Genomic DNA, 22,325 nt, shown 5'->3' on the forward strand with positions numbered 1-22,325 from the left:
CCAGAGCTGATTAAAATTGAACATTCACATTTTGACGACTTTGTTCATCTGATTCAAAGAAGTCAAATGTATGAAAGCCAAAACTACTCGCGAACAATACACCTGGAAAACCCTCCACTTTATTATTGTTTTCACGTACCGTTGCATTGTAATAGCGACGTGCATTTTCAAGATTTGATTCAATTTCATTCAATTTATCCTGTAACTGTAAAAAGTTGGTGTTGGCCTTTAAATCAGGGTAATTTTCTGCTAATGCAAAAACCTGGCGTAAGCTTGCAGTTAATGTATGATCCGCTGCAATTTGACCATTGATATCCCCTTTAGGTACATTCATTGCTGCATTCCGGGCTGCAATCACTTTTTCAAGCGTCCCGGATTCATGGGCTGCGTATCCTTTTACGGTATTTACCAAATTTGGAATTAAGTCAAAACGTCTTTTTAATGCAACATCAATATTGCTCCAGGAGTCCATGACTGCATTTTTTGAGCTTACCAATCCGTTATAAATAAATACGGTAAGAAGTGCTATGACAATTACGATAATTAAATAAATCATTGATTAGTTTTTTTGATTGTAAATATAAATGGAATTAGCTCTCTAAAAGTTCCGGATATCAACTAAATCTGAAATTAAAAATTCATTTTAAGGTTGAAATTTAAGCTAATACCCTCTTCATCAGCAAAATAACGAAGGCGATTGAGGTAGTCCCGGTATGAAGTGTTCAGCATGTTTTCTACCAAAAACTGCAATTTGAAATTCTTTGTAAATACTTTGAACTCAGTTTCAATTCCAGGATTCAAAAGGAAGTAAGCATTTGGAGGTGCTAAAAGTTCTTGATTATTTTCGGAGGAATTTGGTTTAAATACTTGCTTAGCCTTTAAGGAGATTTTGACATTCTTGCATTTCCACAAGGAATTCATTTGGTAACTCAATGAAGCACTCAAACTATTGGAAGGCATAGAAACTAAGTTAATATTTTGATTTAAATCACGGCCTTTCAAAATGGCAGCCTGAACTACCAATTGCCAGTTTGTTGCAAATTCGTATCGTGTTAAAAAATCCATTCCGGAAATTAGTGCATCAGTTTGTTTATAAATAAATAATGGGAATGCTCCCCGAATGGTCAATCGAAGTTCCTTTTGAGGTTCCAGAAATATAAAGTCATTTATATATTGAAAATAACTACTCCATTCTAAATTGAAGTGCTCTGTAATATTTATGGATTGGGTTAAGATTCCTTTGAACGCGTTTTCAGGTCTTAAATTCCTGTTGCCTTCTTCAATGCCAGCGACGGCCTGGTGCAAACCAAAGCTATACCGCTCATTGATTTCTGGGGAACGTTTTGTATAGCCGGCATTTAAACGGATTTCCCAGGCGTCAATAATATTCCGTCGAATTCCAAAAGCAGATGAAATATTGTGAAAGGTAGCAGATTCATTTAAGATGATCCTTGGTAAACTCAATGAATAAGGATGGGCTAGCTGATGAATTAGATCATATCGTACACCTAGTTCAACAATGTTATTTGCCCATGGATGTTTCCAATTTAAAAAAACCGCGCCATTGTATAGCTGATAATTTGGGATTAATGGCAAAATTCCAGTTCCTGCTTGGTTTTGGTTTGTGTTGAGTTTCGCTTGCAAACCATAATAAAGTACATCATGAGCTAATTGTAATCGTTGTTTAATATCCAAAGTATAGGATTGCAATAGCAGATCCAATGCAGGGATATCGGATCTTGATCCACGCCTAACATCATATTCTCTTCTATGATTGATTTGGCTTGCAGCTTGAATTTCAAGAAGTTTATTTGAATTATTGTGCTGATAATTCCATTTTAATAAATGATGTTCAATTTTTTGTCTTGGAGATTCAATTGAATAACTGAAATGGTCTTTGGTAAAAAAGGGGGTCTCAGCATGAATAGCAGATTCAAGATCGGTTAAATTTCCGATATGAGATCCTCTTAAAATTCCAGGTGCAGAATAAAAAAAACTGTAGTAAAGTTTGTGCTGCTTATACGTGTGTATTTTTCTGATCCACTCCAGCGAACTGCCTGCTTCCCGATTTCCTGTGTTGCTTAAGAAGTAATTCGGGCTTGAATGATCCCCATTAATTTTTAATGACCCGGTGAATCTCCAGTCAAAATGCTTGCGGGCTTGCTCAATTCGAATCCCACTATACATTCCTTGTCCGTTGGATTGGTAATGCACCAATGCAGTTCCATGAACATGTGGATCTTGATCCACCGGGCCACTTTCAGTCAATATAATTCCTCCTAAACCATTCCCTCCATAAGGAATGGCATCTACACCCTTTATTACGGTGATTTGCTTCGCACTCAGTGGATCAATTTCGGGAGCATGATCGGCACCCCATTGTTGTCCAGCCTGTAAAACTCCATTATTTAATATGCTTACGCGATTGCCGGTTAAACCATGAATAACCGGCTTTGCAATTCCAGAGCCATTTTTAATTGAATAGACTCCTGAAATATTTTCAAGCATGCTTGATAAGGGCTTGCCACTGTCTTTTAATAATTCATTTGTTTTTAAAGTATTCTGGGTAGTCGACTCATTTCTGTTTCTGTGGTCTTGAATGGTGATGCTTTGTAAATAATAGGCATGATGTTCCATTTCAATGTTTAAAACTTTTGATTCATTCAGTTCGATAAACATGGATTTTGTTTCACATCCTATATGTCGAATGGTCAGATGGTATTCACCTGGACAAAGTTTCAGGATTTCATATGCTCCTGCTGAATCGGTTTCACCATATTGTCCCGTTTCTTCTATATAAACGGAAGCAAATTCCAAACTTGAATTATGATGAGGGTCAATAATTTTTCCCGAAAGACGAAGCGTACATTCCTGTGAATAAACGAAATCAGAAAAGATCCAACTAAATAATAGCCCTAGAATAAGTCTCATTCTATTCTACAACGATATCAAATGTCAATTCAATATCCGTTTCTCCACCAGAGTTTGTGACGTCTCCATTTTGAACTCCGCTTGCTTTCTTATCTGGCATGTGTTTCAAAGTAATTTTCAAACTTCCAGTACCTGGGTTTCCAGTGACCATGTTTGTTTTTGTACCGACGGGATAAGCGTTACCATCAAAATCAAGATATGTAAATTGTAAATTTGCCTGACCACTAGGTGTGTAAAAAAACTGATGATCAGTGGCTTCTGAAATAATTTCGTCTGTAATGTTTATAACGGGGGAGCTAGATTCGTTCGATAATTTCAAGCTTGTCAGATAAGTAGTATTTGATTTTAATTTAGGCGCAATAATGACAGGTGGATTTCCGCCATCGCCATCTAAATCTCTAAAACTAAATACTAATGAATCAGAACCATTTTGGGTTTTTAAAACGAATTCCACTGTTGTAATGAGCTCCGATTCATTTACCGGGGTATCATCATCTGAACAAGAAACAATGCAAAAGCTTAAAGTAAAAAGACAAATACCTATTAGATAGTTTAATTGATTTTTCATAATAATAAATTTAAAATTTTAATTCCAGTTAAACCGGAATTGAATTAATTAATAAAGGAATAAAGAAATAATAAAATAATGAGCTTAGCTGATGAGCACAGGAGGCGCTTTGTTCTTTAATCCAATTAATTTGATTACCGGGACGTAATCTAATTCATATGTTTTAACTTCAAAGGACGTGTCAATGAAAAGACAAAGCGCTTTAGAAACAATTGAAACATCAAAATGAAGTAGCAAGTCACATAATAAACAATGTGGTTTGGTTTTTGAAATGTGTTCTGAATGTTTGCAGCCATTCAACAAATCGTGATGATCAAGACGCAGATGACAAGGATCCACACTTGTAGCATGATGATCTGCATTGCATTTCGTTGTATTGGACTCATGGCTGTGGCTAGATTCAATAAGCAGACCTAAAATACTAAGTAGGTAAGCGAAAAGTATACTTTTTGCCAGTATGGGTCGAAACGTTCCTTTTATGTGGATAAAGCTTTGCATAAGATGCTACCAACAAAATTACTACTTTTTCTTAATACAGTGTATTCCTTATTCAAATATAAGGGCAATTTAACATGACCAACACACATAGGATTCAAAATTGTAATTAAAAAAAATCAAAAAAAAAAGATTACATATTACGAATATTTATATATTTGTGTTCGATTCTACACACCGCACTTCCCAATTCAGTCTAGATTAGAATTTAAATAATTCAAAATATGAAAGCTACCTATTTGTGGCTAAGTGCTTGCATTTGGCTGATTGGAAATGGCGTATTGTACGCTAACACCCCTTTAAGTTTTTACCTGGAATGTCCACCATCTGTGACCGTATATTGTTATGACGACGTCAGTAATTTGGATAAGTGGGGAATTGCTTATGTCTGGGAGAATTACAAGAAAAAACCAGCACCTCCACCTGTTAAAGTCGTTTACAATACCAATGCTTGTGGAATTGGAACCATCATTCGTTATTGGGAAGTAGAAGATCCGCATTGGGTCATTCAGAAATGTTCTCAAACAATCACGGTTATTGGGGGTACAAATTTTACTTCCGCAGATATTACCTGGCCACCGGCTTACACAATTGATGGTTGTAATCCGAGTACCGATCCCCGTGTATTACCGTACCCTTACAATTATCCTACTTTTAACAAATTGAAATGTGCGCAACCCATGTATTCATATAAGGATACTAAATATACTGTATCTGATGGTTGTATGAAAATACTCAGAGATTGGAAAGTTATAGACTGGTGCCAATATAAACCGAATACCTATCCACCAGTTGGTCAATGGACTTATACACAAGTTATCAAATTAATTGTGAGTGATTCAACAGCAAAACTAATTTGTCCATTAGACACTATCATTCAATCTACAATGGATTGCAAAGGTGCTTATGTTAAATTGGATTCTGCTAAAGCAATATCAAAATGTGGATTTTTACTTAGTATAAAAAACAATTCACCGTATTCAAAGAGTAAAGGCCCTGATGCCAGTGGAGATTATCCATTGGGAACCACTGAATTTTATTATACTGCTGAATATGGTTGCGGTAAAGAGATTAAATGTAAAGTAAAGGTTACTGTTAAAAATAAAATCGGACCTGTCCCATATTGTTTAAATGGATTAATTGTTGCCTTAATGCCAGTTGATACCAACAAAGACGGTACGCCGGATGATGGTATGATTGCAGTTTGGGCTAAAGATTTTAATTTAGGGTCGTATCATCCGTGCGGATACAAAAAACTCACATATTCTTTTTCATCAGATACTACCATTAAATCCAGAATATTTACCTGTGCAGATTTAGGAAAGAATGAAGTTCAGATGTGGGTTACAGATTCATTGGGAAACCAATCCTTTTGTAAAACCTATTTGGAAGTTCAAAACAACAGTGCACAAATACCTGACTGCAAGCGAAAAGACAGTATCACAACAACGATCACCGTTTCTGGTTTGGTGACTGATGATCAAAATCAGAATCTGAGTGATGTAAAAACCGTTCTAAAAATGAAGTCAGCTTATAAAATCATTCCAAGCTTGATTCCTGTGATTAAAACCTGGTATGATACTATTGTTCGTCCCAGCGGATTGAAATTATACATCCGACATACAGATACAACTTATGTTACGGAGTATGATACGATAAGTAGTCAATGGTCTAAAGAATTATTTTCTGCTTCAAATGGAAGCTATAAATTTGGAGATTTAATAAAGGGCCAGGATTATTATTTAAGCCTTAACAAAAGGGAGTTAGCGTATAAAGGCATTGACATCAATGACCTGATTGTTTTATTAAAGCATATTTCTGGTACACAGCCTATAACGAATACATACAAATTAATAGCTGCGGATATCAATAGCGATGGTGCAATCAATCAAATGGATTTCGACCTTTTGTATGATGTGGTATCAGGAGCAGTTCCGTATGAAAGTTTGCCATTTCATTGGCGTTTTGTGAGAAAGGCATTTGTATTTACAAATCCATTAAATCCATTTTTAAATAATTTTGATCAGGCTTTTGAAATTCCGGCAATTTCTAAATCACTGCTTAATGTGGATTATATGGCGATCCGGGTAGGGGAGTTGGATGGTATTACAAAAGGAGTTATTAATATTCAATTACAAGATAGAAATGCTAAACCAGAAAACCATTTAGTCGATTTTCAAGTGGTAAATTTATTTCCGAATCCTTTCCGGGATCAACCGGTTAATTTTCAATTAGAATTGATGCGACCTGCAACATTAACTGTAAGTTGGTATAATGTGGCAGGAAAATTGATAGTACAAAATGTCCGCTCTTTCGACAAAGGCCTCCAGTTTTGGGAGCAAGATTTACAATTTGCCAAGGCATCAGGAATTTTATTTTATAAAATAACTGATGGCCAACATGTAAAATATGGAAAGCTAAGTCATTCAGAATAAGAAGACAAAGTATTTAAACTACGTTCACATGGTCGGATCTTACAAGGCAGGATCCGACCTTTTTTTTTACATTTGGATGAAAAGCTAATAATAAAGTATGTTGAATGTAGCTTATATCTGAATGGTATAAGCGTTTCGTCGTTAAATCAAATTATTAACCTAAATTAGAAATAAGTTATTCATTACTTGAAAAAATTAAAGAGAATGAATAAGGTGCTTGGCATTATAGAGTCTATTATGTGATAGCTCGCATGCTTTAATTTAAATCAGAGTTTAAGCATTCTAGCCGAGTGATGGATAGTCAAAATATCAATTTCAATAGTTGAAAATATCTTATAGATGATCCTATAGTTTCCCATAATTAATTCTCTTATTGAAGGGTCATTATATTCGGGAACAAGCCTCCCAATGTAAATGTGGTCTTTAATAATTCTTGCTTTGTTGCGAATTCGTTTTACTTGAATTTTAGCATATTTAACTGAGTCTTCTGAAATGAATTCTGCGATGGAGTCTAAATCGTTAAGGGACCTGGGAGTCCAATTTAAACGAACCATTTTGGAAGGTGTTTTTCCAATTCTTCATCTGGGACTACATTTCTTGATTCAGACTGTCTTAAGCCTTCTTCAATTTTATCCATTAGCATTATGTGGTCTAATATTTCATCTAAAGAAATATCATCAGGAAGGGCTTCAAAGGTTTCAATCAGTTTTTGTCTTTTTATTGTCATCCCATTCTTTTTTGCTAAGGTAATAATAACAGCATGAATTTACAAATGTTTTGAATGTGAGCTATCAAGTCGATTGTCGGATCATTTTAAGATTTAAGTAGTAGCCTTGTTATCAGCAATTAATCTATTTCATAGAGATTATTTTCAATTCAACGCGTTGATTTTTAAGACGGCCTGCAGCTGTTTCATTGCTTGCGATTGGTACCCTTTTTCCATATCCTTTAAATTGAACTTGTTCAGCAAGTATCCCTTTTTCTCGTAAGTATTCAGCAACATTTTTTGCCCGTGCAGTACTGAGGCGATCACAATATTCATGCGGAGGAATGCCGTTGGTATGCCCACCAATTTCTACCACCACATCATTGTTTTTGGATAAGAATTCATAAATCTCATCCAATACCGCATAAGATTCCGGATTGATTACCGAAGAGTCAGCGGTGAAGAATAATTGATTGATTTGTAATGTTTGGCCTATTGATAATTTTTTACGATCTAAATCTGCGATCACTTTAGGTTGGTCTATCACAATGCTTCCAGTGACAACACAATTGTTTTGGTCAATAACTTTTATGGTGTTCTTTCCAGCTGGTAAATTTGAATTGCTTAGGCTCGTCCTTCCATTAGACCAAAGTACTTTATAAGGTGCTGTTCCTCCGGTAATTTCAATACTTGCTTTTCCATCCTTTCGATTTAATTCACTAACTCCAGATTTACTCAGCGTAGAAATTTGAATGGCATCCGGTTCTTTAATTTGGATGTTAGCAACATATTCTTCTCCTTCAGCATCATTGACAGTGATTTGATAATTTCCAGCACCCAGGCTATCGTTTTTAGAACCTTTAAGTCCTGGTATATTCCAATTATATGAATAAGGAGTTTTGCCCCCTTTGGCTATCACAATGATCTCAGCAGTTTTTGCTCCCTGACATTTAATTTCACCTTTACTATAGGCAATGACATTAAATTTTTGCTCTTCGCCATCCAGCATATCGATTCGAAACAATCCGCGATCTGCCGTTCCAACCCATAAATCATCGTTTTTATCACATGCCAATGAAAGCGTTTGTGAAGAGACAAAACCATAATCTTCATCAATTTGCAATGCGATTTCTTTATAGGGATCAAACTGGACCAATATTTCAGAAGCCACATAAATTCTCCCTTTGCTATCAGATACCAATGCACGTACCGGTCCTTTACTTAATCCTCTTTTTACAGCTCCATCTTGCCAGCGCTCTCTTCCATCTTCAGAATAGACCAACCACATTTTATCTTCTGAGAGTAACCAAACTCCTTCTGTGGTTGAAATGGCGCCCGTAAAGTGGTGTTGCTTTTCATAGACATCCCAATCTTTATTTTCAATCTTTGCAATTCCTGCATCTGTACCGATCCATAATCGATTGTATGGATCAGCGTACATACTATTTATTGTATTGTTTGGAAGCTTGGAATTTTTAATTGTGTAATGATTTAAAACTTTGTCTTGATCGTCTGATATTTTGAAGACCCCTTGTTCGGTACCTACCCAAAGATCGCCTTTATAATAAGCCATACACCGAATTTCAGCTTTGCTTTGTTCTAAAATGATATTTTGAAGATGATCGGTAGTTTGTACTTGTTGAGAGCGATTCCCAAACCATATTTTAGCCCTTTTGTCTTCAGCCAATCCTGTTATAGAATCTTTTTCAATTAGTTCAGGATCTAAATCCATGGAAATCATTTTATAAAGTCCTTTATCGGTCCCCAGCCATTTATAATTTTGCTTATCAATAAGAATGCATCGTACGGCCTCATCATGATCCAATTTTTGGTAATTTTCTACCAATGCTTTTGGATCTGATTGAGCCAATAACCTGGTTCCTAGGAAGAGAAATAGAAATAAATGAATGATTTGTTTCATTGGTGCAAGATATTGAAATTAGGCCGATTGGTTTCTAAACGAACTGCTTGTACTTTTTAGTTTAATCGAATCGTTCGACTTGTTTGTTTTTAATCCGACAAAAAAACGATCGAATCCTGGTTTTGATAGCGGTTTTGATTTTTTAATCAATGCATACAAATTTATTAATCACTTGTAAACCAGCACTTTTGAACAATTTGATTTTGAAAAATGGTCAAATTCCCCGCAAAGTATAAATATGTGTTATTTTTAGCCAAAATATTCAACAAAATGAACAATCTCTTTAAGCTAAAACCAATTAATGATTTAATCAAGGAGGCTGAGGATCCATCAAAAGGTCTCAAGCGAACCCTTACTTCAACCAATTTGATCAGTCTGGGTATTGGGGCGATCATAGGTACTGGTATATTTGTTCTTACAGGCACTGCAGCTGCAACCCATGCTGGACCTGCATTGGTTTTGGCTTTTATTTTATCAGGAGTTGGTTGTGCGTTTGCCGGACTCTGTTATGCTGAATACGCTGCAATGATTCCAATTTCCGGAAGTGCTTATACTTATTCGTATGCCACCTTAGGTGAATTCATAGCCTGGATTATTGGTTGGGATTTGATATTAGAATACTTGTTTGGCGCTTCAACAGTTGCTGTTGGTTGGTCGGGATATTTTCAAAGTATTTTGAAGGATTTTGGAATATATCTTCCTCCGGAATTAACGGCCTCCACAGGTACTAAATTAATCAATGTACCGAATGAAGGTTGGCAAAACTGGACTACTCCTTTGACCGAACGCATGGCAGCGGCAAATATAGATATCAATACCTTACAATCGACAACGGCTCTTTTTAATTTTCCAGCAGTGTTGATTATTGGAATTTTAACTACTTTATTGGTAATAGGTATTCGTGAATCAGCCAATTTTAATAACATCATTGTATTGGTAAAGCTTGTTGTCATTGTATTGTTTATAGTTTTCGGATTTCAATACATATCAACAGATAATTGGGTACCATTTATTCCAGAACGAGTTATAGACGCAAGTGGACATGGACATTTTGGATGGTTTGGTATTGTGAGTGCTGCAGGTGTAATCTTCTTTGCTTACATTGGTTTTGATGCTGTTTCTACCTTGGCTCAAGAAGCAAAAAATCCGCAAAAAGATATGCCTAAAGGAATTCTTGGCTCTTTGATAGTTTGTACAATTTTATACATTCTGGTTGCGCTGGTCATGACAGGCATTGTAAATTATAAAGAATTAAATGTTCCTGCTCCAATCGCATTAGCTATTGATAAGACAGGGGACGCACTCAGTTGGTTGAGATTTCCAGTTAAGTTAGGAGCAATTGCAGGATTGAGTTCAGTAATACTCGTCATGTTAATGGGTCAACCCAGAGTATTTTTTAGTATGGCGAAAGACGGTTTGCTCCCAGCAAGTTTTGCAAAGGTGCATCCAAAATTTAAAACACCTTATATTACAACGATCCTTACCGGAGTGGTTGCAGCTTTTTTTGCAGGAATATTACCTATAAATATTTTGGGTGAGTTGGTATCAATTGGGACCTTATTTGCATTTGTAATTGTTTGCATTGGAATTATAGTTTTGCGCAAATCAAGACCAGATATTCCAAGGCCTTTCAAAACACCCTGGGTTCCTCTTGTTCCCATATTAGGTGCAGCCATCTGTTTTTTACAAATGCTTGGACTCCCTATGGATACCTGGTTACGACTCATCGTATGGATGGCAATCGGATTTGCTATTTATTTCTTGTACGGAATAAAACATAGTAAAATTCAAAATCCTAAATAAAAATTTAATAGAACAATTCGCATCATGCGAATTGTTCTACATTTTTTGAACACGAAATTTTTAACCATTTGATTTTCCTCTTTGGAAATTTTTATAGTTCGATTCAGTAAATTGAACTATAAATTGTAACGCATTAATAAATCAGTTTGAGGATCTGTTCCCATTAGAAATGGATGGGAGCTAAATAGTTTAAATCCAAACCGTTCATAAAAACGGATGGCAGATTTGTTTTGATCCCAAACACCTAACCATATATATCGAATGTTTGGATTTTGAATAGCTTGATTGCAAATGTGGTTTAACATCAGGAGGCCATATTGCTTATTTTGATGTTCTTTACATACGTAAATGCGTTCAATTTCGAGTGATTCCGGATCGTTGATATCCGTTTGCTTTGGACTTAAATTAGTTTTATAATAGGCGATTGGTTGGTTGTTATTTAGCAAGAACACAAATTCGGATTGCGGGAGCTCTAATTCATATTTTAGTTGTAATGGCGAAAAAGCCCGTTCCATATACTGCCTGATATCTTCAGGTTTATTTAAATGATAAAACGCATCTCGAAAAGTTTGTACCGAAATCCTGCAAAGCATTTCAAGGTCATCGGTTTGAACTTTTCTAAATTCCAAGTCAGTTGAAATTGACAAAACAAGGATGTTTATACTTATTAATTTGTTTTAGCAGTTTTACTCCAATAAAAATAAACGGGGATTCCTAAGGCAACAATGATTAATCCAGGAAATGAATACATGGGTTTTTCAATCAATAAATTTATACAAAACAAACCAGCCAGAATAATGTACAAAGCAGGGACAAAGGGATATCCCCATGCCTTATAAGGACGATTCAATTCTGGACGTTCCTTTCGAAGTTTAAATAATCCCACGATCGCAATAATGGCAAAAAACATTACGGCAAACATTACATAATCTAACAGATTTCCATATTTTCCTGAAAGGCATAATACAGATGCCCATGCAAATTGAATCCACAATGCATTGCCTGGGACACCATATTTATTATTGTCTCTCATTTTCTTAAAAAACAGTCCATCAAGAGCCATCGCTTGGTATACACGGGCACTGGAAAAAATGATGCTGTTGTTGCAACCAAAGGTTGAGACCATAATTAAAATTGCCATAATAATGGTAGCAGTTTGGCCAAACATAAGGGAAGCTGCTGCAGTGCCAACGCGGTTATCGGCAGCAAATTGGATGCCTCTGGAAAACGCATCTGTTCCATCTGGACTCCCATAAAATGGCAATAAAAACAGATAAGCTACATTTGCAAATACATAAAGCGTGACCACAATCAATACCCCCCAAAACAAACTTTTTGGTAGATTTTTTTCTGGAGATTCCATTTCTCCTGCAATAAATGTCACATTATTCCATGCATCGCAAGAAAACAAAGATCCAACCAAAGCAACACCAATAGCAGAAACCAAAGTCATGCCTCCTAAACTGGTGAGGGTATATTTGCCGTCTGTCATCACATAAGATGGATTTAATGACCAAAATTGATCCCAATTGGATTGCCAGACTTCCCAATTTCCAAAAACAAAAATTCCAAGCATTATTAATCCAAACAATGCAAGAAGTTTAGCGAATGTAAACAAGCGCAAAATAAATTTTCCGTATTCAAGTCCACGGCTATTTAGAAAGGTAAGTAAGCCAATGACAGCTATTCCCAGGACTTGGGTAGACTTAATGCTGAAGAAATTTAAATCAAGTATGACATGATCTTCATTAAAAATGGGGACTAATTCACCAAAATAAGATGCAAATGCGACAGCAACTGCAGCAATGGTACCGCATTGTACAACAAGAAAAACAGTCCAACCATATAAAAAACCGGTTAAAGGATTAAAGGCTTCTTTTAAAAATACATAAGGTCCGCCAGCTTTTGGAAACATAGAGGCCAATTCACCCAAGCTCAAGGCACCAAGAATCGTGATGATTCCAGCCAGGATCCAAATCATAAGCAACCAACCCGGTCCGCCAACGGTACGTGCCATGTCTGCACTCACCCTAAATATCCCGGACCCTATCATTGATCCACTCACGATTAGGATGGCATCCAATAAGCTCAGCTTATATTTCATTGCTTTTAATTTGGCTTAAATATAAATGATTCTTTGATCTCATACACGTATCTAAAAAAGGACTGGTTGCGAATCTTGTTAATCCGATAAAACAGTATTTGTAAAAAGGTCCTTCGTTTAGGAGGAATCGACTCTGGCCTTTTCAGAAATAATTTGGATGTCAATCTTCTGGAACACATTATTTCAAAATTATATATAAAAAACGTACATTTGTGCCCGAACTTGAAGAAAATCGATAATAAATTCAATTTTTATACGATTCTTAAGAGTTTTTACGATTAATAAGATAAGACAGTAAGTTATGTTTCTAACAAGTATTATGATGGTGGCAAAAGCCACTGAAACCGGCGCTGAAACCATTGCCAAACAGAGTATAATTGACATTATTTTATCAAGTGGTCCGTTGGGGGTTGGAATTATTTCAATCCAGGTCTTGCTTTCTTTTATTGCTATGTATGTATTTGTAGAGCGATACCTCACCTTTAAATCACTGGCACGTGAAGATGAACGTGTGATGCAAAACCTAAGAGGAAACATTGGTAGTGGTAATATTCAAACAATACAAACAATTTGTGCTAATAGCGAGACTCCTTTAGCCAGGATGGTTGAAAAAGGACTTTCCCGGTTAGGCCGTCCCATGCCAGAAATTGAATCGGCTATTGAAAATGTGGGTCGTGTTGAAACATTCAGACTTGAGAAAAAAGTTACTTACCTTTCATTAATAGCTCGAATTGCCCCAATGTTTGGGTTTCTAGGTACCATCATGGGGGTAATAAAAATATTTTATGATATTTCACTCACAGACAATCTTTCCATAGGAGTTATTTCAGGTGGTTTATATCAAAAGATGTTGACCTCAGCAGGGGGATTGTTGGTAGGTATTATTGCTTTTCTAGGATATTATTTTTTGACCATGATGTTGGACGAGTTGGTTAACAAACTTGAAAAACGGTCCATTGAATTTATGGATATTCTACATGCTCCAGTTAAATAATATAAATCCCAATAAGGTATGAATATTCGCGGAAGAAGGAGGGAAACAGCAGAGTTGAGTGTGGAATCTTTGAATGACATCATGTTTTTCTTGTTGTTGTTTTTCTTGATTGTCTCAACACTGGCGAATCCAAACGTTATAAAATTGATGCTGCCTTCTTCAAAGGCTACAGAGCAAACAACCACTAAACCCGTTTCCATTTCTGTTACGCCGGATAAACGATATTATATTGAGAACAAGGAGATTGCATACAATCAAATTCAATCAACCCTTAAAACTTACATGGCCAAGGCCCCGGATCTTACCTGTGTAATCAGAATAGATCAGGGCATGCCTGTTCAAGATCTGGTCGATGTTTTGCAAATAGGAGTTAACCTAAAATTGAAAATGGTACTGGCTTTAAATAAGACTGAAAATTAAAGCACATTCCAAATTATAAGTCTTTGTCTTCGGACTTTTCTGCAATATATCAACTTGCAAGCCTCACATAGACTATTTTTTAATAGTAACCAGTTTTAAGCTTTATTTTGTTGAAAGAATTATCAAGAACACCAATCATTCTGGGTTTCTAACGGACAATTCCTTGTAAAAGATATAAAACCTGATTTTACTGGTGTAAATGAAGTTTTAAAAAATTTGTATAACGAAGTATAAGGGGTTTTTAGGACTTCCTTTAGTCACGATGAAAGTGGGAGAACCCCTGACCCTGGCGCTTGAAGCGCCATGCACTAACCAAAGGGATTGCAAAATTGAAAGTCAGTAAGCCAAGAGGTTTAATCATATAAAGGAAGTTCTAAAAATCACTTAGACGAGGCTTGCAAATTTTTTAAAATCTGATTTTACTGGTGTAAATGAAGTTTTAAAAAATTTGTATAACGAAGTATAAGGGGTTTTTAGGACTTCCTTTAGTCACGATGAATGTGGGAGAACCCCTGACACTGGCGCTTCAAGCGCCATGCCTAGCCAACTATCAAATAAAATAAATAATAAAATTTTTAAAATGGAGGGTGGAGATAAGGGGACTCGAACCCCTGACCCCTTGCATGCCATGCAAGTGCTCTAGCCAACTGAGCTACATCCCCAATTCGTTTGCAAATATAACTTTCCTGCAATTTATTCGTTGTATTGGGAACCATATGGCGCTTATTTTTATTATATTTATTGATCATCTTTAATTTTTTTAACCATAAATCAATTTTAATATGAGTTTACAAGACAAATACCGTGAAGTTTTAAACCTCGGTGAGGAATTAGGAATCCAAAATGGTAATGTAGTAGAAGAAGCAGGTGTGCTTAAAGTATGGGGTACTGCCCAAACTCAGTATGAAAAAGACCAACTTTGGGACAAAATAAAGGAAATTGGTGGTACCAATCCAAGTGATATCGTTGCGGATGTCAGCGTAGCCAATACCGAATATTACACCAAGCATACCGTTAAATCCGGAGAATCACTGAGTAAAATAGCTAAACATTATTATAAAGATGCCAATGCTTATAATAAGATCTTCAAAGCCAATACAGATCAATTAAAAAATCCGGACTTAATTCATCCGGGACAGGTGCTTGTTATTCCAAATCCATAGTAAATTAATACAACTAAATTATAAAGGCTGCCCATAAGGCGGCCTTTTTTATGACTTAAATCGTAATTGCAGAATTTAAGAAGCTTCGTATTATTTAACGATGGGTTTCATTTGCGGAAATAATAAAACTTCCTGGATGGCTTCTTGTCCTGTTAAAAGCATGGTCAATCGGTCAATGCCAATTCCTAAGCCAGATGTTGGAGGCATTCCATATTCAAGTGACAAAAGAAAATCTTCATCCATTAACATAGCTTCATCATCACCCCGAGCAGCTAATTTTAGTTGATCTTCAAACCGCTGGCGTTGATCAATAGGATCATTTAATTCGGTATACGCATTGGCGATTTCTTTAGAATTGACATAGAGTTCGAATCGTTCTACCAATCCAGCTTTGCTGCGGTGCTTCTTTGCCAATGGAGTCATTTCAATTGGGTAATCTGTTATATAAGTTGGTTGGATCAAATGCTTTTCGACTAAACCACCGAAAATTTCATCGATTAATTTGCCAACTCCCATACTGGCATCAATTTCAATGTTTTTAGATCTGCAAAATGCCTTTAATTCTTCTTCTGATTTACCTTCAACATCATAACTTGTATATTCTTTGATCGCATCATACATGCTTAATCTCCGAAATGGTTTAGTGAAATTAATTTCATTTAGACCAACCTGAACTTTTGGTCCTCCGTTTATTTTAGTGATAACACGTTCCAGCATAGTTTCAACCATTTCCATCATCCAGATGTAGTCTTTATAAGCTACATAAATTTCCATGGAAGTAAACTCAGGATTGTGGGTGCGATCCATTCCTTCGTTGCGAAACATTTTCCCAAATTCATAAACCCCATCAAATCCACCAACAATCAGTCTTTTTAAATACAATTCATTGGCAATTCTTAAAAACAAAGGGATATCCAAGGCATTGTGATGTGTTTTGAAGGGTCTTGCGGCTGCCCCGCCATGCATACCTTGTAAAACAGGTGTTTCAACTTCAAGCCAATTTTGTTCGTTGAAATACATTCGCATTTCATGAATTAACTGACTTCGTTTAACAAAAATTTCCCGGTGTTGTGGATTGACAATTAAATCAACATAACGATGTCTGTAGCGTTGTTCTGGATCTGTAAATGCATCATGTGTTTGACCATCTGCATCCGTTTTTACGATTGGCAGGGGATGCAAGGATTTACTAAGCATTTGTAAATGAGAAACATGAATACTGATTTCACCCATCTTGGTTTTAAAGACATAGCCTTTTAACCCAATGATGTCTCCGATATCCATATATTTTTTAAAGACCAGATCGTAAAGCGTTTTGTCTTCACCGGGACAAATCTCATCCCGCTTTACATAAATTTGAATTTTTCCTTTGCTATCCTGGATTTCGGCAAAACAAGCTTTTCCCATATCCCGAACCATCATCAAACGGCCGGCAAGGCTTACGTTTTTATAGGCTTCGGGATTGTTTTCAAAATGAGCTTTAATATCAGTAGAATAGGCATTTACTTCAAAAGCTTCTGGAGGGTATGGATTGATACCCATTTCCTCTAAGGCTGTTAATGAATTTCTGCGGATAATTTCCTGTTCGCTTAATGGCTGCATGACTTGAATTGAAAAGGTAAAGATACATTGCAATTTTAGCTAATATAAAGCTGTAGCATGGCTTTTTGAGCTCAATCCCTTCAATATCACGGAGTTTTGATAAAAATTAACAAGCAAATGATCAAATTACTGGGGTGTCGTCATTTGAAATCCTATTAATTCCTGCTGAATCCAAATTCAATATTGTCATGCAGGTTCAAATTTATTTTTCTTTGGCTATCTGCTGCTCATAAATTCTATTCTTTGAACAAGGCTTTCACTTATAAAATCTTAGTAAATAGCTGTCTCTACACCTATCTTTGTAGCCTACAACAATGAATAAAGCCAGTCTGAGATTACACGGGGTGCTGCTTGCTATGCTTTGCAGTTTAGCTGTTAATGCCCAATGTCCCGATATCACTGAAACGAAAACCTCTCCAAATTGTATTCCTTCTTGCGAATTGTGCTCCGGTGGGAAGCTCAACATAACTCTTAAGGGGAATGACCTGCCGCACAATGGTAAAATTGATTACTATGCCGATGTAAATGCTGGATTTAATCCATATGCCGGACAAGGAGTTAAAATTGGTAGTGTTAACATTACAACTTCAAATCCCAAGTGTAGGCAATGCCCGGTTTTATTGGGTTTTATGATTGATGCTTGCGGAACAGAAGCCAAGAATGAATTTTTAGTGATGTGGACTGGTAGTGGATTTAATACAGGTGATTTTAATTTTGATTTTGCTACCCAAAATAATTCGGGAGGGGCTCAAAATGCAGATATTGGTCCGGGAGGTTGTGGAATCGTCAGCGGGAATCCTTCTCTGGTAAGTGGTTGCTCAGCAACCGCAGTAGGCGGAAATTTTGATTTACCCCCAAATTCCATTTGGATTGTATTTACCAGTGCCAATGCATCTACGATCTATGATTGCACATCTGTATGCGGATTGGCTTGTAAAATATTTGTATCAGCCAGTAATTGTGACCGTACCATTGGAGCATTTTCAAATTTTGATGCTTCAGCTGGGAATCGTACCCAGGTGATGACAATTACAGGCTGTGCTTGTTCTACTACTGCAATGTATGATGTGCCTGGATCACTAACCGGAAATGGAGATTTTTGGGCTGAAGGAAGCATTTCAAATAATAACTGTGCTACACCATCCTTAAGCCAACCGAATTACATTCCTGCAGTAAGTACAGTAAGTCCCTTTGATTTTACTATTCCGGCATCCTGGTGTGATAAAGTATATGAAATAGTAGGAATATTAAATCCGAAACCGGATCCAATTTGTTGCATGGAAGAATTTACTGAGCGGATCAGTATCAATGTAAAATGTCCAAAAGCAAATCCAACAAGTCTGGAAGCATGTGAAACATCTGGTGGTCAGGCGTTATTCAACTTGGAAGATGCTGATACAGATGTTTTAGGTGGTTCAAATGGTACAGTGCAGTATTTTAAAGATATGGCTGGTACCATGCGGATCAATTCACCATTCTTATCCGGAAATGCTACAATTTATGCAAAAATAATTGATGGTAGCTGTAGCTCAAATTTAGTTTCAATCACTTTAAAAGTGATTCTTTTGCCGATTGCCAGAGCTGCATCGGATCAACAATGCGATGATGGCAGTGGTTTCGCAACCTTTGACTTGACATTGCTTGAGAAATTTATTAAAAATGGAAATGCGTCAGCCTCAGTGTCTTTTATGAAGACATTGGTTTAAACACAGCCATTTCAAGCCCTTATACTTCATCAAGTGCTGTAATTTATGCAGTGATTTCTGATGGAAAATGCATATCAAAGCCGGTTGCGATAACGCTTACGGTAGTACCTAAACCATCTGCTGATTCAAGTAATTTAAGTGCCTGCCCGGGAGCTGATGGAAAAGCAGACTTTGATTTAAACCTACTCATTACTAAAATTATCAATGGCCAAACTGGTGTATCTGTTAAATTTTACGCAGATTCAGCGCTAACCATTTTAGTTAATTCACCATTTCATTCCGGATCGGATACTTTATACGCGGTAGTTTCCAGTGCGGCCTGTTCTTCTGATCTTGCCCCTGTATTTTTAAGAATTAGTTCGTTAAATACTCAAAGCAATGTTACAGAAAAATGTGTGATGATGGAAATGGCAATGCATTATTTGATTTAATACAACTTGCTAAACTCTTAACGCTTGCTGATACCAGCATCAAAATTAAATGGTTTGAAGATAGTTTAAAACAAGTTTCTATTACACCACCTGTTTTGGTTAAAGGCAACGATACAATTTTTGCTTTTTTGTATAAAGATTCATGTAGTTCATTGCCAATAAGTGTATATCTTAATACGGTAAAGAGACCGGTTTCATCTACAGTAAAAATTGAGCTGTGCGCTGATCAAAGCAATCGGGCTTTATTTGATCTGAATGCGTTAATAGATTTAATCAATGGTGCTGGTAATTTGCCGGTTAATTTTGCAGAGGACAGTTTGTTTACCAAGCCTATCGCATCGCCTTATTATAGTTTGAGCGACACCATTTATGCGCAAAGCTTTGACGGAAATTGTTCCAGCTTTCCAGTTCCTGTTTTTCTAATTGCAAATCCTTCGCCTTTTTTTAAACCTATCAACGATACCATAGTTTGCAATCAATTTGTTTTACAAAACTTTACAGGCATTAATTTATCTGCTAATGCATCATATTATTCAAATGCAAATAAACAAGGGATAAAACTGAATCCAGGAGATACCATTTACAATACAAGCTGGATCTATCTGTATGATGAACTGAACGTATGTTCAGCTCAAGATAGTTTTCGCATCGATGTGATCAAAGGATTGACTGCCGGAAACCCTAATGATATTTCAATTTGCGAGGGGAGTACTGTTGATTTAAAACAATATTTAGTCCAGGCTGACCCAGGTGGAACCTTTGCTGATATTGACAATTCAGGTAAGTTGAATCTATCATTATTTAACTCATCAGGGTTAAATGGTCAATCATTTCGATTCAAATATTTAGTATCTGGTAATGCATTTTGTCCTGCGGATTCATCCATAATTACAGTCCATGTAGTTCAAAAAGTGAATGCCGGATTGGATACTACCATCCAGATATGTGAAAGTGAGTTATATGATTTAAATGCAGCGTTGAGAAATGCAGATGCTGGCGGTTTATTTAAAGACGTTAATGTCACGGGTGCTTTGCAAAACACTGTTTGGGATGCAAGCAAATCGGGTCCTGGTAATTTTCGCATAGAATATGAAATAGGTGACGGTATCAGTTGTCCAAAAGATATTAGCCAAATCAATCTGCAAGTGCTGAAAGGAATTTCAATTTCCAAGCCGTCAGACATTACAGTGTGTGACCTCTTTGTTTTACCAATTATTTCTGGAAAAAATATTACGGGCAATGCAGCCTATTTTACAAATTCACATGGAGCGGGAATTAAATACAATCCAGGCGATACCATTTACCGGAGTACTAGCTTATTTGTTTTTGATTCCATGACTTCTTATTGCCCGGATGAGACCAGCTTTACGATTACTGTAAAATATTCATCCTACAATCCATTTGGTGACATAACAATTTGCAGGGGTGATAGCATTAAAATTAACAATACATTCTATGGCAGTACTAAATTATCTGGAACAGAATATTTTCCGGGAGCTGCTGCAAATGGTTGTGATAGTACCGTTAAAGTGGTTGTACTATTTTATCCCAAAACGGATACCATCCTAAAACCTTTGATGTGTGCAAATGATTTTTTAACTGTTAATGGGAATCGATATGATATCAATCGACCGACAGGAACCGAAGTTTTAAATGGTGCAAGTAAAATAAGTGGTTGCGACAGTACCATAACCGTAGCTTTGCAATTCCATCAATTAGCTCAATCCAATTATTCAACTAATTTATGTGCAGGGGAGTCAATCTTCCTTCATGGAAAATTATATACAGAATCAAATCCAAATGGCGTCGATACCTTAAAGGGAGCTTCATCTAGTGGTTGTGACAGTCTGGTTAGGATTCAGTTAAATTATTTTCAGGCTAGTCGTTTTATCTATAGAAATCAAGTTTGTAATAGCGATACGATCCGAATTGGAAATCTGGTTTTTGATAAAAACAATCCAATTTTAATTGATACGATTAAAGGTTTGGCATCCAATGGTTGTGACAGCATTCGCGATATTCAAATTCAGTTTTATCCTGAAGTAAAATCTAATTTTTCAGCAAGTCTGTGTGAGAATCAGGAATTGAATATAAATGGAACCGTTTATAATGTAGCAAATCCAAGTGGTACTGAAGTACTTAAGAATGCATCGTTTCAAGGTTGTGATAGCATAGTGGAAGTTGCGTTAAGTTTTAAGAAATCTGTAAATTCAAATTTTAATGCGACCATTTGTGAGAATGAAAAGATCACCATCAATGGGAAAATTTACGATCAGTTTAATTTAAGTGGCAAGGATACTTTGATCGGAATGGCAAACGGTGCTTGTGACAGTATCGTGACGATTCAGTTGCAACTTAAAAAATCTGCAAATGGAAATTTTAAACAAACTATTTGTGAAGACGCTACAGTCACTATTAATGGAATTAATTACGATAAAAATCGGTTGACTGGTATCGATACCTTGAAAGCTAGTGCAAGCAGTGGATGTGACAGCATTGTAAATATTCAATTGACTTTAATTCCGAATGTAAAAACTCAAATTAGGGATACATTATGCCCGGAAGAATCTTTAAGTATCAATGGAATTGTGTACAACAAGAGCAATCCTGTTGGCGAGCAACGCTTTGTTTCTCAAGCTGGATGTGATTCATTGCTAACAGTAAATCTGAGTTTTGTTGATCTCCAGGTTAGTTACAACCCAAGCATCTTTATTAGTCCCGGTCAACAGGCACAAATTAATCTGCTTCCTAATTTCACACCGACTGTTATAAAATGGATTCCTGCTACCGGTTTAAGTTGTTCGGATTGTTTGAATCCACAAATCGTATTATCTGCTGACCAAGATTATGAGATTGAACTTACCGATGCAAATGGATGTCAGATTATTATCAGATTGCTTGTGAAGGTTCAATTGGATGATAGGGTGTGGGTGCCAAACAGCTTTTCACCCAATGGTGACAATATCAATGATTTTTTAAAGTCATAAGTGTTGACCCTAATTGGAATATTTCAGATTTTGCAATTTATGATCGTTGGGGTAATCAA

General features: G+C 36.3%; 18 protein-coding genes and 1 tRNA gene. 8 read left to right on the forward strand and 11 right to left on the reverse strand.

Features of this window, described 5'->3' with window-relative positions; translation table 11 throughout:
- Window positions 1-10: 10 nt before the first annotated feature.
- From IPJ80_11755 to IPJ80_11770, 4 genes are all read right to left on the reverse strand, one after another.
- Entirely contained in the window at window positions 11-556 is a 546-nt protein-coding gene (locus IPJ80_11755; protein ID MBK7914161.1) for a LemA family protein, read from the reverse strand.
- A 74-nt stretch (window positions 557-630) separates the two neighbouring features.
- On the reverse strand, window positions 631-2,931 hold the full coding sequence (locus tag IPJ80_11760; protein ID MBK7914162.1) for a TonB-dependent receptor: 2,301 nt from the start codon (window positions 2,929-2,931) through the stop codon (window positions 631-633).
- A gap of 1 nt (window position 2,932) precedes the next feature.
- Window positions 2,933-3,499: a type 1 periplasmic binding fold superfamily protein gene (locus IPJ80_11765; GenBank protein ID MBK7914163.1), complete on the reverse strand. Its 567-nt coding sequence runs from the start codon at window positions 3,497-3,499 to the stop codon at window positions 2,933-2,935.
- An 84-nt stretch (window positions 3,500-3,583) separates the two neighbouring features.
- The gene (locus IPJ80_11770) at window positions 3,584-3,997 is read right to left on the reverse strand and encodes a hypothetical protein (GenBank protein MBK7914164.1); all 414 of its coding nucleotides are present in this window, start codon (window positions 3,995-3,997) and stop codon (window positions 3,584-3,586) included.
- Window positions 3,998-4,218: 221 nt separating this feature from the next.
- On the opposite strand from IPJ80_11770, the gene IPJ80_11775 reads away from it, so the two are divergent.
- Window positions 4,219-6,429 (forward strand): T9SS type A sorting domain-containing protein, encoded by a 2,211-nt coding sequence (locus IPJ80_11775; protein ID MBK7914165.1) that lies wholly within the window; start codon window positions 4,219-4,221, stop codon window positions 6,427-6,429.
- A gap of 266 nt (window positions 6,430-6,695) precedes the next feature.
- Here the strand turns inward: IPJ80_11775 and IPJ80_11780 are convergent, their stop codons facing one another.
- From IPJ80_11780 to IPJ80_11790, 3 genes are all read right to left on the reverse strand, one after another.
- Window positions 6,696-6,983 carry a type II toxin-antitoxin system RelE/ParE family toxin gene (locus IPJ80_11780; protein ID MBK7914166.1) on the reverse strand — a complete coding sequence of 96 codons (288 nt, stop codon included), beginning with the start codon at window positions 6,981-6,983 and terminating at the stop codon, window positions 6,696-6,698.
- Window positions 6,971-7,156: a hypothetical protein gene (locus IPJ80_11785; protein MBK7914167.1), complete on the reverse strand. Its 186-nt coding sequence runs from the start codon at window positions 7,154-7,156 to the stop codon at window positions 6,971-6,973. Before IPJ80_11785 ends, IPJ80_11780 begins: the two co-directional genes overlap by 13 nt.
- Window positions 7,157-7,280: 124 nt before the next feature.
- Window positions 7,281-9,056, reverse strand: a complete 1,776-nt coding sequence (locus tag IPJ80_11790; protein MBK7914168.1) for an OmpA family protein — start codon at window positions 9,054-9,056, stop codon at window positions 7,281-7,283.
- 270 nt (window positions 9,057-9,326) lie between these two features.
- Here IPJ80_11790 and IPJ80_11795 point away from each other — a divergent pair, with 270 nt between their 5' ends.
- Entirely contained in the window at window positions 9,327-10,859 is a 1,533-nt protein-coding gene (locus IPJ80_11795) for an amino acid permease (protein MBK7914169.1), read from the forward strand.
- A gap of 116 nt (window positions 10,860-10,975) precedes the next feature.
- Here IPJ80_11795 and IPJ80_11800 read toward each other — a convergent pair whose 3' ends face one another.
- Both IPJ80_11800 and IPJ80_11805 read right to left on the reverse strand, forming a co-directional pair.
- Window positions 10,976-11,488: a GNAT family N-acetyltransferase gene (locus tag IPJ80_11800; protein MBK7914170.1), complete on the reverse strand. Its 513-nt coding sequence runs from the start codon at window positions 11,486-11,488 to the stop codon at window positions 10,976-10,978.
- Between the two features lie 38 nt (window positions 11,489-11,526).
- Entirely contained in the window at window positions 11,527-12,963 is a 1,437-nt protein-coding gene (locus tag IPJ80_11805; protein ID MBK7914171.1) for an amino acid permease, read from the reverse strand.
- Window positions 12,964-13,264: 301 nt separating this feature from the next.
- Here IPJ80_11805 and IPJ80_11810 point away from each other — a divergent pair, with 301 nt between their 5' ends.
- Together IPJ80_11810 and IPJ80_11815 are read left to right on the forward strand one after the other, a co-directional pair.
- Window positions 13,265-13,957: a MotA/TolQ/ExbB proton channel family protein gene (locus IPJ80_11810; protein MBK7914172.1), complete on the forward strand. Its 693-nt coding sequence runs from the start codon at window positions 13,265-13,267 to the stop codon at window positions 13,955-13,957.
- Window positions 13,958-13,975: 18 nt separating this feature from the next.
- Complete coding sequence (locus IPJ80_11815; GenBank protein ID MBK7914173.1) at window positions 13,976-14,377, forward strand: biopolymer transporter ExbD; 402 nt, start codon at window positions 13,976-13,978, stop codon at window positions 14,375-14,377.
- Between the two features lie 588 nt (window positions 14,378-14,965).
- On the opposite strand, the gene IPJ80_11820 is transcribed toward IPJ80_11815, so the two are convergent.
- Window positions 14,966-15,039: transfer RNA gene (locus IPJ80_11820), tRNA-Ala, on the reverse strand.
- Between the two features lie 120 nt (window positions 15,040-15,159).
- Between IPJ80_11820 and IPJ80_11825 the strand changes: the two genes are divergently transcribed.
- Window positions 15,160-15,540: a LysM peptidoglycan-binding domain-containing protein gene (locus IPJ80_11825; GenBank protein MBK7914174.1), complete on the forward strand. Its 381-nt coding sequence runs from the start codon at window positions 15,160-15,162 to the stop codon at window positions 15,538-15,540.
- Between the two features lie 90 nt (window positions 15,541-15,630).
- Here the strand turns inward: IPJ80_11825 and lysS are convergent, their stop codons facing one another.
- Entirely contained in the window at window positions 15,631-17,142 is a 1,512-nt protein-coding gene (lysS, locus tag IPJ80_11830; GenBank protein ID MBK7914175.1) for a lysine--tRNA ligase, read from the reverse strand.
- Window positions 17,143-17,456: 314 nt separating this feature from the next.
- Between lysS and IPJ80_11835 the strand changes: the two genes are divergently transcribed.
- Genes IPJ80_11835 through IPJ80_11845 form a run of 3 tightly spaced genes read left to right on the forward strand, consistent with a single transcriptional unit; the run spans window position 17,457 to window position 22,266 of the window.
- Window positions 17,457-18,848 (forward strand): hypothetical protein, encoded by a 1,392-nt coding sequence (locus IPJ80_11835; GenBank protein ID MBK7914176.1) that lies wholly within the window; start codon window positions 17,457-17,459, stop codon window positions 18,846-18,848.
- A gap of 50 nt (window positions 18,849-18,898) precedes the next feature.
- Window positions 18,899-19,279, forward strand: coding sequence for a hypothetical protein (locus IPJ80_11840; GenBank protein ID MBK7914177.1), 381 nt, complete (start codon window positions 18,899-18,901; stop codon window positions 19,277-19,279).
- On the forward strand, window positions 19,240-22,266 hold the full coding sequence (locus tag IPJ80_11845; protein ID MBK7914178.1) for a hypothetical protein: 3,027 nt from the start codon (window positions 19,240-19,242) through the stop codon (window positions 22,264-22,266). The genes IPJ80_11840 and IPJ80_11845 overlap by 40 nt, the downstream gene beginning before the upstream one ends.
- The last annotated feature ends 59 nt before the right edge of the window (window positions 22,267-22,325 follow it).

The sequence above is a fragment of the Saprospiraceae bacterium genome, assembly GCA_016714025.1.
Taxonomy (GTDB): Bacteria; Bacteroidota; Bacteroidia; order Chitinophagales; family Saprospiraceae; genus Vicinibacter.

Coding starts and splice junctions, on each gene's coding strand:
- IPJ80_11755 (MBK7914161.1), bottom strand. CDS start 556: ATGATTTATTTAATTATCGTAATTGTCATAGCACTTCTTACCGTATTT.
- IPJ80_11760 (MBK7914162.1), bottom strand. CDS start 2,931: ATGAGACTTATTCTAGGGCTATTATTTAGTTGGATCTTTTCTGATTTC.
- IPJ80_11765 (MBK7914163.1), bottom strand. CDS start 3,499: ATGAAAAATCAATTAAACTATCTAATAGGTATTTGTCTTTTTACTTTA.
- IPJ80_11770 (MBK7914164.1), bottom strand. CDS start 3,997: ATGCAAAGCTTTATCCACATAAAAGGAACGTTTCGACCCATACTGGCA.
- IPJ80_11775 (MBK7914165.1), top strand. CDS start 4,219: ATGAAAGCTACCTATTTGTGGCTAAGTGCTTGCATTTGGCTGATTGGA.
- IPJ80_11780 (MBK7914166.1), bottom strand. CDS start 6,983: ATGGTTCGTTTAAATTGGACTCCCAGGTCCCTTAACGATTTAGACTCC.
- IPJ80_11785 (MBK7914167.1), bottom strand. CDS start 7,156: ATGACAATAAAAAGACAAAAACTGATTGAAACCTTTGAAGCCCTTCCT.
- IPJ80_11790 (MBK7914168.1), bottom strand. CDS start 9,056: ATGAAACAAATCATTCATTTATTTCTATTTCTCTTCCTAGGAACCAGG.
- IPJ80_11795 (MBK7914169.1), top strand. CDS start 9,327: ATGAACAATCTCTTTAAGCTAAAACCAATTAATGATTTAATCAAGGAG.
- IPJ80_11805 (MBK7914171.1), bottom strand. CDS start 12,963: ATGAAATATAAGCTGAGCTTATTGGATGCCATCCTAATCGTGAGTGGA.
- IPJ80_11810 (MBK7914172.1), top strand. CDS start 13,265: ATGTTTCTAACAAGTATTATGATGGTGGCAAAAGCCACTGAAACCGGC.
- IPJ80_11815 (MBK7914173.1), top strand. CDS start 13,976: ATGAATATTCGCGGAAGAAGGAGGGAAACAGCAGAGTTGAGTGTGGAA.
- IPJ80_11825 (MBK7914174.1), top strand. CDS start 15,160: ATGAGTTTACAAGACAAATACCGTGAAGTTTTAAACCTCGGTGAGGAA.
- lysS (MBK7914175.1), bottom strand. CDS start 17,142: ATGCAGCCATTAAGCGAACAGGAAATTATCCGCAGAAATTCATTAACA.
- IPJ80_11835 (MBK7914176.1), top strand. CDS start 17,457: ATGAATAAAGCCAGTCTGAGATTACACGGGGTGCTGCTTGCTATGCTT.
- IPJ80_11845 (MBK7914178.1), top strand. CDS start 19,240: ATGTGTGATGATGGAAATGGCAATGCATTATTTGATTTAATACAACTT.